The sequence below is a fragment of the Pseudoalteromonas sp. APAL1 genome (genome assembly GCF_021532475.1).
Taxonomy (GTDB): domain Bacteria; phylum Pseudomonadota; class Gammaproteobacteria; order Enterobacterales; family Alteromonadaceae; genus Pseudoalteromonas; species Pseudoalteromonas lipolytica_C.
Map to the genome: position 1 here is coordinate 1 of NZ_JAKGAW010000015.1, position 12,436 is coordinate 12,436.

Here is a 12,436-nt window from a genome sequence, read left to right on the forward strand (position 1 = left end):
GAGTATGTTGAATACTACTTTAGGATTTTAAAAAGTAAGCTCAATGATGAAGCTCCAGCTACTGCACAAAAAAATATAAACCTAGAAATTCTTTCTAAAGAAGTTATTCCGCTCCCCCCTATAAAAGAGCAAATAACTATTGCAGAAAATCTTAATAATGAGCTGGAAAGCGTTAAAAGGCAGCAAGCATCTGTAAAGCTTGGTTTAAAGCAATCCAACGCTCAACGTAAAAACATTTTAAAAAGTGCATTCTCAGGGGAGCTTGTTCCTCAGGATGAGAATGACGAACCTGCATCTTTGCTGTTAGAAAAAATTTCCAAAGAAAGAGAAGAGCTGGCTTCAAAAGTTAAGCCTAAAAAAACACGTCAACCTAAAAAAAAAGCTAAAGTAATGGACACCTTATTAGAAATTTTAACCGCAGAAGATAAATGGATTGATGCTCAAGAAGCATTCGAAAAGTGTGGTGTTACAAAAAATACCACATCAGATGATATTGAAAAGCTCTATTTGGAGCTTCGTGAACTGTTAAATTCAAACCAAGTTGAAGTTAAAAAGGTTAGTAAAACTGATAAGTTAAGGATTGTGCGCAATGAGGCTTCATAAGCTAACTATTGGTAGTGCTAAGGAGCCTAAAGGCGCTATTGATAACCACCGCTATAACAACCTAAAAAATGTTACCGTAGATTTTGATCAGGGAGAGTGGATTACTGTTGTTATCGGTAAGAATGGCACTGGTAAATCAAATGTGTTGGAAGCCATTACACATTTATTTTGTGAGTTAGCAATGGACGCTAATATGCCCTCAAGAAAGCCACAGTTAAACTTCTTTTACAAGTTAACATACTCCTGCAACGAGAAAGTAATTACCATCACAGGGGACCCAGATAAGACCGAAAACGAGGTTTACAACGTAAAGTATATTGAGCTAAGTAAAGAAGAGAAGGCAGAAACTCAATTAAAATTAATTGAAGATATAGATGAAGCTGAAATTAAAGCATCTGACATTAAATATTCAGCATTTAGGAAAAAAGAAAATGAGTTTTTACCTCAGTTTATTTTTGGCTATTACTCCGGCAATAGTGACCGAATGCGATCTGCTTTTGAACCTTACTTGAAAAGGCATGATGATGCTTTACGTAATAATAAAAGTGACAAAGAATTAGAGCTTAGAAAACTATTTTATGCGCTGCCTGAACACAGCCAGTTTGTATTATTAGCTTTTATGGAAACAGATAAAAGCAAGTCTGATTTAGTTATCAAAAAATTCTTAGAGACTGAAATTGGAATTGATCCGGACAATGGCTTTGACTCAGTTTTATTTGTATTAAAACAACCACCTTGGGATCGAAACCCTCGCCTTAAACTTGAAGCAAAAAAGAAAGGAATAGAGTTTAAGCCAGATATTTTTTGGGGGGCAGAGGGAAAGGTTAGAAAGTTTTTAAATCGCCTGCTGGATATTTCTTTAGCACCAATTAAAACGACTAGAGACGTTAAAAGCACGTTATGGGCGAAAAAAGGTAATGAAACAGAATTCGTATACTTATTTGTAAAAGACATTGATGCATTAAGCAAACTAAGAAATTCACAAACAGGGCGTGAATTTTTTAATGAGCTGGAAAGCACTTATGTGTCTGAGTTAATTGATGATGTGCGTATTAGAGTTAAATTACAGAAAAATGATGGAACAGTTACCTTTAAAGAGTTAAGTGAAGGAGAACAGCAACTATTGACTGTGCTGGGGTTAGTTAGGTTTACAGCGGAGAAGGAAAGTTTATTTTTGCTAGATGAACCTGATACCCATCTAAATCCAAAATGGAATGTCAAATATATTAACTATTTAAGAGAGTTTGTAAATAGCGCCAACTCGGAAGATTCTTCTTCTCACATCATCCTAACGACACATAATCCAATTGCGGTAGCAGAGTTAAATCGAAAGCAAGTCCGAATACTGCATCATAAAGGTGAAAGTAGAGAAATCGTATCTCTCCCACCAGAAAAAGACCCCAAAGGTATGGGCTATAGCGGGGTGATTACCAGTGATTTGTTTGGCTTAGGCTCAAGTCTAGATAGGTCAACAACTGAAGATTTACTCAAATTACATAAACTTTCGACCAAATCAGGAAAATTAACTGAAGAAGAGAAAAATGAATTGAGAATTCTTCGAGAACGAATAGAAAAATTAGATTTTAATTTTGCATCAGATGACAGAATTGAGCGTGAATTTACCAGAGCGAGATTCGAGTTATCTAAATCATCAGATAAAGAGTTTGATAGCCCAATTCTTACAAAAGAAAACAGAGAAAAGGCTTTAGGGGTACTTGTCCAAAGTCTCCTAGAGTCTTTAAATGAGGATGAAGGTTAATGAGGTATATTGAATTAGTTGGGCCTATACCTCGCAGAAAGCAAACAGCACTGAATAATCGCAAAAATAAAGTCGATGAAAAATTAACTGTTAAGGCAAAAAAAGAATATATCAAAAAGACCAACACATGGGGCCTTTTAAAAAATTGGCTGTCTGAGCTGAGTGATGGAAAGTGTTGGTATTGTGAAGCAAGCTCAGAAAGAGCTACTGCTGATGTAGATCATTTTAGACCTAAAGCAGGGGTAACTTGTGAGAGAAATAAACTTGCTAACCATGATGGCTATTACTGGCTAGCTTACGAATGGGAAAACTATCGCTATAGTTGCCAACGATGCAATCGCCCAGAAAAAGACAGTGATATTACATATGGTAAGCATAATGAGTTTGCCTTACTAGATGAGAGTCAGCGTAAAAATAACCCGTTATGCACCAATGTAGAATCCCCTAAGCTTTTAGATCCCTGTATTGAAGGTGATACGGAGCTTTTAGCTCATTTAAAGAATGGAGAAGTTGCACCTGTTTATCCTGATGATAGTGATGAATACGTGAGAGCTGGATATACAGTTAAAGTCTTAGGGCTAAACCAATATGGGGTGCCCAAAAAGAAAAGAGATTTATGGGAGCCTATTCAAGAATTAATTGAACTAGTGGGTAATAATCCAAGAGTTATTAGGCAATTAGAGAAAAAATTATCTCCGGTAGAAACTGAGTACTCAAGTTTTTTCCGAGCAATGATAAGCCTGCATAGAGATAAAGATTGGGTTGATAACTTACTTTAACCTGACAGAACGAATTAGAGGAAATTAGTATGAACGCTCCTGCGTTAGTACAAAAAGTTTGGAATTACTGTCATACATTACGTGATGATGGTGTTGGTTATGGCGACTACTTAGAACAGTTAACCTATCTATTATTTTTAAAAATGGCGCATGAGTATGCGCAACCACCTTACGACAGAGACACTAAAGTTCCAACAGAGTATAACTGGGAATCTTTAAGTGGGTTAACGGGTGAAAAGCTAGAAGAACAGTATAGAAAGATTTTAAAAAATCTCGCAAAAGCTGGCGGCATGTTAGGCGCTATCTTCTATAAAGCTGAAAATAAAATCCCTGACCCTGCAAAGCTATCTCGCATTGTTACCATGATTGATAACGAAAACTGGATAAGTTTAGATGCTGATGCAAAAGGTGATTTATATGAAGGGCTTCTGCAAAAAAACGCGGAAGATACGAAAAGTGGCGCGGGACAATACTTCACGCCTAGACCGTTAATTGATGCTATATTAGCGTGTGTTCAGCCAGAACCAGAGAAAACCATTTCAGATCCTGCTTGCGGAACAGGTGGCTTCTTTTTAAGTGCCAGTGATTGGATTGCTTATGGTGATCCGCAGTGGATTCAAAAAGAAATGAATCATTGGAATCCATCGAAGCATGATGAATCCATTGTTCCAAAGTTGAAGCTCAATAAGGCACAAGCACAATCGTTAAGAGACAAAACATTTAGAGGTAACGAGATTGTCCCTTCAACAAGACGTATGTGCTTAATGAACTTGTTTTTACATAATATTGGTAGTATTGATGGGCAACCTGAAGTTGAAAGAGCAGACGCATTATTAACACCAATAACTGGTGAAAATAAGGTTGATTATGTTCTGGCGAATCCACCTTTCGGAAAAAAGAGCAGTGTAACTATCACCAATGCTGAAGGCGGTGAAGATAAAGATGCACTAACTTATGAGCGCCAAGATTTTTGGGCAACCACTACCAACAAACAGTTAAACTTCTTACAGCATATTGTTTCAAGCTTAAAAGATACTGGTAAAGCCGCTGTTGTATTACCTGATAACGTATTGTTTGAAGGTGGTGCTGGTGAGCGTATTCGTAGAAAGTGGTTAAATAACTGCGATGTACATACCATCTTAAGATTGCCAACAGGTATCTTTTACGCTAATGGTGTGAAAGCGAATGTTGTGTTTTTTGACAATGCTGCCCGTGATGAAAAAGTTCATACCAAAGGTATTTGGTTTTACGACCTAAGGACTAATAAACATTTCACACTAAAACAACGACCAATGACACTGAATGACTTAAAAGACTTCATTAAGTGTTACAACCCTGAAAACCGTCATGAACGTCAAGAGACTGAGAGGTTCAAATACTACAGTTATGATGAGCTAATCAATCGAGACAAAGCGAGCTTGGATATATTCTGGCTAAAAGATGACAGCTTAGATAATTTAGATAACCTGCCACCACCTGATGTTTTGCAGCAAGAAATCATCGACCACTTAGAAGCTGCTTTAGCGGCTTTTAAAGATGTAGCAGCAGGGTTGCCTTCTAGCGTTGAAAAATAATGTTTATCCTGTAGCCAGTTATCTTATATCTGGTTACAGTCCTCTGTTAACATTAACAATAGTGATGTTGCCTTGTTTAACCTTCATATTGATGGTTAAAAAGTCAGGATTAGATCCACGCATTTAGTATGTTTTTAACCACAATTTTCCTACTATCGAACTTTACTATGTATAGAGTAGAGGTGACTTATGGATACTATAGTTTGCGATTGGCAAATCGTGGCCGTTGAAGACGATGGGCACCGAATCGGTCAAGTTTTGTGGGGCATCTGTGTTGAAGATAAATCTTTTAGGTTTGGCAAGGGTGACTATATTTGCACCTCAAAGTTGGTTGAAATAAAGCCTAAGAAAAACCTGCTAAAAACAGCAAGTGGCAGTACCTACAAAGTAGTCGGTGAAGGTAAAAAAGCTACCGTTGAACTCTCTGATTTTGAACTACTTCGTCATGGTTTTAGCCCTGAGCAAATAGAAACATTAAAAACCACATCACATCGACACTAATGTCTCTAGTAATATCAGTTCCGATACAGTAACAACTCCAGCCTATATTTGTCTCTATTCGACTGTGGATTGTCTTTGTTTGAATCTAATTGTCTTAATCTAGAATCTAATAAACTAATCAACAATACTGCCCTGCTGCAAAGCCGCAGCTCCAGGCGTATTGGAAGTTGTAGCCGCCTAGCCAGCCGGTTACGTCGGTGACTTCGCCGATGAAATAAAGGCCCGGTGATTTTTTAGCTTCAAAGGTTTTTGAGCTTAACTCGTCGGTGTCTACACCGCCAAGCGTTACTTCGGCTGTTCTATAACCCTCTGTGCCGTTGGGTTTAATTTGCCAATTGTGAATGTAATCATGTAACGCGTCGATTTGCGCATGGGTTAGTTGGTTTACATTGCAATCAGGAATTGCTTTGCTGTCGTGCAGCATTTCAACAAAGCGTTTTGGTAAAATTGTCGCAAGGGTATTTTTTAATGACTTTTGACCTTGGCTTTGACGCCAATCTTCGAACTGCTGTTTTAAATCAAGCTCTGGTAACAAGTTAATATACACCGTTTGCCCTGCACGCCAAAAAGAGCTGATTTGCAAAATCGCTGGGCCCGAAAGGCCGCGATGAGTAAACAAGATGTTTTCTTTAAACTGGGTGCCATCTTCACTGGTAACCAGACAAGGAATGCTGATCCCCGATAACCCGTCAAAGCGATCTTTATCATGCTGATGCAAAGTAAATGGCACTAATGCCGCCATGGTTGGCAGCACAGTTAAACCAAATTGCTCAGCAATTTTATAACCAATTGGCGATGCACCAAGCTTAGGCATGGTTAATCCGCCCGATGCGACAACTAACGACTCACATTGATAGCTGTCTTGTTCGGTAATAACTTCATAACCCGCATCGGTTTTAGTCACGCTGAGTACTTCGTTACGCAGAGTAATGTTAACCCCCGCCCACTCGCACTCAGTTAGAAGAATATCGACGATATCTTGCGCGCTGTTATCACAAAATAACTGACCCAGTGTTTTATGATGATAAGCCAAGCCGTGACGGTCCACCAGCTCAATAAAGTCATGCTGGGTGTATCGGCTTAAACACGATTTTACAAAGTGAGGATTACCACACAAGTAGTTGTCTGGGCTTGCATTTTCATTGGTGAAGTTACAACGTCCGCCGCCGCTAATTAATATTTTACGGCCCGGCTTTTTGCCCATATCAAGCACAGTAACATTGCGACCACGGTAGCCTGCTTGTGCAGCACACATCAAACCTGCAGCGCCAGCGCCTATCACAATTACATCTACTTGGGTCATTACTCATACTCACTAAAAAAATTTAGCTGATTATAACAAGTTATTTTACATGAGGTGTTAACTGTGAGGTGTTTTTACAAAAAAGATAAAACCAAAAAACGAAATAAAGTAAAAACTCAAAACCTAAAAATTAAAACTTTTTAACTAGAAAAGAACGAAAAAAACACGAAAAAAGCACCATTTAGCCATCTATACATTTAGTTATAACCAAAATAGAGACAAACATAATAAAACGATATTTTAACTTAATTTACATTTATTTTACCTTTGTCCCCCTTCGCGAAAAATATCGTGGAGATTAACATAACAATCTAGGGATCATTATGACAACTAACAACAACTTGAAAAAGTGCGCAATTGCACTGAGCTTGACTGCGTTGTTTGGGACGACGGCAGCAATGGCGACTCCAAACCAACTTATGACACCATCGATGCAGGAAACGGCAGCAAAACTACAAGGTCAAGACGGCTTTGGTACGCAGTTCATCATTAAGTATAAAAACAACAGTGATGAAATGATGACGATGTCGGCAGCAGAACAATCGCCAACTATGATGAACAAAAAGGCTCAAGGCTTTGTTAAAAACTTCACCAGTAAAAAAGGCAAAGTAAAAGCCCAATATGTTCGTGCAATGGCGATGAGTAATCACCACGTAATGCGTGCTGATAAAAAACTTTCTGCTGAAGAAGCGCAAGAGTTCATGCAAGAGATGATTGCAACAGGTAATGTTGAATACATCGAAATCGACCAAATGTTAAAGCCATTCGCAACACCTAACGACCCTCGTTATAACGACCAATGGCACTACTACGAGCAAGCGGGTGGTTTAAACCTACCTACCGCTTGGGACACAGCAACAGGTAGTGGTGTGGTTGTAGCGGTACTTGATACAGGTTACCGTCCGCATGTTGACCTTAATGCCAATATTTTACCGGGTTACGACATGATCTCTAATCTGTCTGTAGCAAATGACGGCGGTGGTCGTGATAGCGATGCACGCGATCCGGGTGATGCAATCAGCGCTAATGAATGTGGTTACACACACAGTGCACAAAGCTCTAGTTGGCACGGAACTCACGTTGCTGGTACGGTTGCAGCAGTGACTAACAATGGAGAAGGTGTTGCTGGTGTTGCATACGATGCGAAAGTAGTTCCTGTTCGTGTACTTGGTAAATGTGGTGGTTTAACGTCTGATATCGCTGACGGTATTATCTGGGCTTCAGGTGGTTCTGTATCAGGCGTACCAGCGAATGCTAATCCTGCTGATGTTATCAACATGAGCTTAGGTGGTAGCGGTTCATGTAGCTCAACCACGCAAAGTGCCATTAACCAAGCTCGTAACAACGGTTCTGTGATCGTAATTGCTGCTGGTAACGATAACGATAACTCTGCGAACTACAACCCAGGTAACTGTAATGGCGTTGTAAACGTTGCATCTGTAGGTCGTGACGGTGGTCGTGCTTACTACTCAAACTATGGTAGCAACATCGATGTTGCAGCACCAGGTGGCGCACAAAGCTTTGCTAATGACTCTGAAGGTGTTTTATCAACACACAACTCAGGTTCTACTGGCCCAAGCAGCGATTCATACCACTACTCGCAAGGTACGTCGATGGCGGCACCTCATGTTGCGGGTGTAGCGGCGCTAATTAAACAAGCGAAACCATCAGCAACACCAGATGAAATCGAAAACATCTTAAAATCAACAACGCGTTCATTCCCAGCAACATGTACTAGCTGTGGTACAGGTATTGTTGATGCGGCAGCCGCTGTTGCAGCAGCATCAGGCACAACACCGCCACCACCAACAGGTAACGTGTTAGAAGATGGCCAAGCACTCACTGGTTTAAGTGGTTCAGCTAGCAGCCAAACTTTCTACACAATGGAAGTACCAGCAGGCGCAACGAATGTAACTTTCACTATGAGTGGTGGAACAGGTGATGCTGACCTTTACGTTCGTGCAGGTAGCGCACCAACAACATCAACCTATGATTGTCGTCCTTATGAAGGCGGTAATAACGAAGTATGTTCTATCGATAACCCAACTGCGGGTACTTATCATGTCATGCTTAACGGCTACTCTGCTTATTCAGGTGTTAGCTTAGTGGGCGATTTAACAACTTCAGGTACTGGCACAGGTGCACCGCAAGCTGGTGGTGGTACAGTGACTGATATCTCTGCAAGTGCAGGTCAATGGAAACACTACACGATTGACGTGCCAGCAGGTATGGCAAGCTTCACAGTAACAACGTCTGGTGGTTCTGGCGATGCTGATTTATTTGTTAAGTTTGGTAGCCAACCAACTACTTCAAGCTATGACTGTCGTCCGTACAAAAACGGTAACGCAGAAACATGTACATTCAGTAACCCACAAGCAGGTACTTGGCATTTAAGCTTAAATGCATACAAAACCTTCTCAGGTCTGACATTGGATGCACAGTATCAACCTTAATAGTTGATCTCCCCTTACCCCCAGGGACTTTTAGCCGGACTCACGTCCGGCTTTTTTGTACTTATATCAATAAAACGAATTGCTATTAAAGCTTTTCGAGCACAGCTTCAGCGCGGCTTACTACAAACTCTTTGTCTTGTTCAACAAACAGACCTGTTACCGTTTGGTTTTCAACAATCATCGCATAACGCTTTGAACGTACACCACCAAAACCAGCCGTGTCTTTATCTAAACCAAGTGCTTTGGTAAAACTTGCATCACCATCAGCAAGCATACGAATGTGCTCAGCATTATGAGCTTCACCCCATGCTTTCATTACAAATGCATCGTTTACAGATACACAGTAAATTGCATCAACGCCTTTTGCGGTAATTTTATCAGCTAAAGTAATAAACTCTGGTAAGTGAGCATTTGAGCAGGTTGGTGTAAATGCACCTGGCACAGCAAATAGCACCACTTTTTTATCAGCAAATAATGCCTCTGTTGATAAAGTTTGCATGCCTTCACTGGTTAATTCGCTAAGGGTTGCCGCAGGTAAAGTTTGGCCTTGTTCGATCATCGTGATTCCTTGAAAGAAAATAAGAATACAGAGTATATACCCAAAAAATTGAATACCGCATGATTTAAAGGCAAACAATGCACTACATTGCTCGCCCTTTGAAGAGTTATAAACCTAAGCTGGCTTTAATGGTATGCATTTGCTCTTGTAGGCGATGCTGAATATCACTAACTAATGAGTTTGACTCACCTACCTGCCCTTTCATGCTTTGCATTGATTGGCTAAAGTTTTCGAGTAAGGCATTTTGCTGTTTAGCAAGCTCCATAGCATCAAACGCTACTTTATTGGCATCTTGCGCGTTGCCGGCTACGCCTTCTGAGTTACGTTTAAGTTCTTGAGCATTTTGAGTTTGCAGCTCAGCATCATTAGCCAGTGCGCTAATTTGCTCTGATACCATAGTTGAGTTTTCACTCAAGCGGTTAAGTTGGTTGTTAATATCATCAAGCGAGCCTTGTGTTTGTCTAGCCAGCTTTCGTACTTCGTCGGCGACTACCGCAAAACCCCGACCATGCTCACCAGCACGCGCCGATTCAATCGCCGCATTTAACGCCAATAAGTTTGTTTGTTCAGCAATGTTTTTAATTACTTCAATGACTTGACCAACATCATCGACCCCTTTTAATAATTCTTTTAAACTCTCAAGGCCTTGTTCAACTCGCTGCTCTGTGTGAGAGCTCGCCGTTAACATACTGTCGGCAAAACCAAGGCTCTGCTCCATCGCATTAAAAGTCTGTTTAGCATTATCAGCGACTTGGCTATTAATGTTATTTACTTGCTCACCTATATGTTGAATATCGCTCAGTAAATCTTGGTTTTGCTCTACCTGAGAATGGCTGGCATCGGTTTGCTGGGCTATGGTATGTAAGTGCTCGCTCATTTCTAGCATAAAGTCATTAATAACCTTAAGCATTTGTGCTCGCTCTTCTGCCTCACCACGTTGACGCTCTATTAATTGATTAAAGTAACTGGCAATTTCGCCTACCTCGGTTTTCGGGTTTTTACTCTCAATATTTTTAAGTTCATTACTTTCAATCAAGAAGGCAAAACCATCACGCAATTGACGCAGTGGATTAAGCACTTGGTTACGCTGCACAAAATACACACCACCCGCCAACACTACAAGCATGCCAATAGCGACACAAAACACGATAAATACTTGCTGTTTAAGATTGCTCTGTTCGTCTTTTAGCTTTTGCTCAGCACCGAGCACGGTTACAGATAACGCACCGATTTGTTCGCGTAATGCTTGCATACCCGTTTGACGTTGCTCAGCTTGTTCAAGAGTAGATGCCAAGTCTCGGGGAAAACGTTTAGGCCAGCTACTTAGTTCAGCTTTAATGTCACCCGCTAAGTCTTCGGCTTCTTCACCAAAAAACAAAGCATCTTCTTCAACTTCACTCATAACACCTAGGTTATCAAGGCTGTCGATTTTATCTGCGAGTGTGTTCAGTGTTGTAACTGTTTGCGTAAGGCTGCTTTTAGTATCTTGATCATAGTTAAGAACCAACTTATAAGTATACAAAGCAAGTGATGTGACTTCGCTGTAATAGTCAGCGGCAAGTTGGTAATACTCAAGTGCAAGCGCTGTTTGCGGCTCTGCTTTCTTAGCATAACCAATTAACGATGAGGCAGAACCGGCCATTTGTCTTATCGAGTTATCAAGTAAAGCCATTTCGTTACCAGACAACTTGCCCAAAGCGCGATATTTACCATTAATGTCTTTATCTAATTCAGTGAGTTGCGTATTCAGTGTTGCTGCTAACTCATTGGGAAGTCCAGCTAATTGCTGTGCTTTAATCTCACTAATCAGTGCTGAGGCTTTAGTTAAGTACTGGCTGTCACCTTGCTCTAAATAGTCATCTAGGTAACTTTTTAAATCAATTATGATGGTGTTTTTAAGCTTGTTATAAGCGTTATCTTGCTGCTCTATTCCTATTAATGTTTGGCTTGACCAAAACAAGGTGGCAGCTAATAAAATACTGGCAAGAGTAAGTAAAACGGCTAGTAGCCGAGTAAATGATGACACGCGCATAAACGATATTCCCAAGTAACGTTACGCGCATAGAATATTAACCTTTTATGACAGTTTAATGAAAAACCACCATAAATAACCATACGTAAAAATCAAACACATCCAAAAATACTAGACTCAAACCATTGCTGCTTTTACATATACATCAAAGCGATTCTTCTTGGTTTTGATTTGCATACTAGGGGTTTTGTCATTCAAAAATGGCGCATAATCGGGTCGCTTAACCACGACTCGTTTGCTTGCAAGTGGATAAGCAAACTCTAGTAAATCGTCGGCATCACTATCAGCCCCAACAAGTTCTTGGAATACCCGCATTTCTTTTTTAACTAGGGCTGACTTTTCTCGGTGGGGAAACATAGGATCTAAGTACACAACATCAGGTACTTCGTTACACTGAGCCAATAAAGTATGGCTAGAACCAAATACTAGGCTCATGTTTTCTTTCATCCATGAGCCAATTTCTGCATCGTTATAGGCGCGTTCTAAGCCATCAAATAATAGCGCGGCAACCACAGGGTGACGCTCATGTAGTATGACTTTACAGCCAAGTGATGCCAAAACAAAGCCGTCGCGGCCAAGGCCTGCGGTGGCATCAAGCACCACTGGCGTGGCTCCTTTATTTAAACCCACCGCTTTGGCGATAGCTTGGCCTTTACCACCACCGAACTTACGTCGATGTGCGGCAGCCCCCGTGACAAAGTCTACATGGATAGCGCCAAGTTTTGGCTCATCCTTTTTTTTCAAACTCAAGCCCTGATCGTCATAATGAAGCGAAAAGCCCGCATTAAGCTCAGCCCACTTGGCTAAACCAAAACGTTGCTCTATGGCATCTAAATAAGGACGCATTTCTTTAAAAGGACAATGAATTACCAC

General features: G+C 40.5%; 10 protein-coding genes. 6 read left to right on the top strand and 4 right to left on the bottom strand.

Annotated elements, in window-relative coordinates; genetic code table 11:
• The 5 genes from L1264_RS09330 to L1264_RS09350 all read left to right on the top strand — a co-directional run.
• A partial coding sequence (locus L1264_RS09330) for a restriction endonuclease subunit S (protein ID WP_235403915.1) occupies positions 1-603 on the top strand: 603 nt, incomplete at its 5' end.
• A complete protein-coding gene (locus L1264_RS09335; protein ID WP_199527330.1) occupies positions 590-2,362 on the top strand; it encodes an AAA family ATPase in 1,773 nt (590 codons plus the stop codon). The genes L1264_RS09330 and L1264_RS09335, both read left to right, overlap by 14 nt.
• Entirely contained in the window at positions 2,362-3,141 is a 780-nt protein-coding gene (locus L1264_RS09340; RefSeq protein ID WP_199527329.1) for a hypothetical protein, read from the top strand. The genes L1264_RS09335 and L1264_RS09340 overlap by 1 nt, the downstream gene beginning before the upstream one ends.
• A 29-nt stretch (positions 3,142-3,170) precedes the next feature.
• Entirely contained in the window at positions 3,171-4,715 is a 1,545-nt protein-coding gene (locus tag L1264_RS09345) for a class I SAM-dependent DNA methyltransferase (RefSeq protein WP_199527328.1), read from the top strand.
• Between the two features lie 189 nt (positions 4,716-4,904).
• Positions 4,905-5,216, top strand: a complete 312-nt coding sequence (locus L1264_RS09350; protein WP_199527327.1) for a hypothetical protein — start codon at positions 4,905-4,907, stop codon at positions 5,214-5,216.
• Positions 5,217-5,334: 118 nt separating this feature from the next.
• On the opposite strand, the gene L1264_RS09355 is transcribed toward L1264_RS09350, so the two are convergent.
• A complete protein-coding gene (locus L1264_RS09355) occupies positions 5,335-6,519 on the bottom strand; it encodes an NAD(P)/FAD-dependent oxidoreductase (RefSeq protein WP_199527314.1) in 1,185 nt (394 codons plus the stop codon).
• Positions 6,520-6,842: 323 nt separating this feature from the next.
• Between L1264_RS09355 and L1264_RS09360 the strand changes: the two genes are divergently transcribed.
• On the top strand, positions 6,843-8,972 hold the full coding sequence (locus L1264_RS09360; protein ID WP_199527313.1) for a S8 family peptidase: 2,130 nt from the start codon (positions 6,843-6,845) through the stop codon (positions 8,970-8,972).
• Between the two features lie 85 nt (positions 8,973-9,057).
• Here the strand turns inward: L1264_RS09360 and L1264_RS09365 are convergent, their stop codons facing one another.
• From L1264_RS09365 to L1264_RS09375, 3 genes are all read right to left on the bottom strand, one after another.
• Positions 9,058-9,531, bottom strand: a complete 474-nt coding sequence (locus tag L1264_RS09365) for a peroxiredoxin (RefSeq protein WP_063529354.1) — start codon at positions 9,529-9,531, stop codon at positions 9,058-9,060.
• A gap of 106 nt (positions 9,532-9,637) precedes the next feature.
• Positions 9,638-11,563 (bottom strand): methyl-accepting chemotaxis protein, encoded by a 1,926-nt coding sequence (locus L1264_RS09370; protein ID WP_199527312.1) that lies wholly within the window; start codon positions 11,561-11,563, stop codon positions 9,638-9,640.
• Positions 11,564-11,680: 117 nt separating this feature from the next.
• The gene (locus tag L1264_RS09375) at positions 11,681-12,436 is read right to left on the bottom strand and encodes a class I SAM-dependent methyltransferase (protein ID WP_138557059.1); all 756 of its coding nucleotides are present in this window, start codon (positions 12,434-12,436) and stop codon (positions 11,681-11,683) included.

Coding starts and splice junctions, on each gene's coding strand:
- L1264_RS09345 (WP_199527328.1), top strand. CDS start 3,171: ATGAACGCTCCTGCGTTAGTACAAAAAGTTTGGAATTACTGTCATACA.
- L1264_RS09335 (WP_199527330.1), top strand. CDS start 590: ATGAGGCTTCATAAGCTAACTATTGGTAGTGCTAAGGAGCCTAAAGGC.
- L1264_RS09340 (WP_199527329.1), top strand. CDS start 2,362: ATGAGGTATATTGAATTAGTTGGGCCTATACCTCGCAGAAAGCAAACA.
- L1264_RS09355 (WP_199527314.1), bottom strand. CDS start 6,519: ATGACCCAAGTAGATGTAATTGTGATAGGCGCTGGCGCTGCAGGTTTG.
- L1264_RS09360 (WP_199527313.1), top strand. CDS start 6,843: ATGACAACTAACAACAACTTGAAAAAGTGCGCAATTGCACTGAGCTTG.
- L1264_RS09350 (WP_199527327.1), top strand. CDS start 4,905: ATGGATACTATAGTTTGCGATTGGCAAATCGTGGCCGTTGAAGACGAT.
- L1264_RS09365 (WP_063529354.1), bottom strand. CDS start 9,531: ATGATCGAACAAGGCCAAACTTTACCTGCGGCAACCCTTAGCGAATTA.
- L1264_RS09370 (WP_199527312.1), bottom strand. CDS start 11,563: ATGCGCGTGTCATCATTTACTCGGCTACTAGCCGTTTTACTTACTCTT.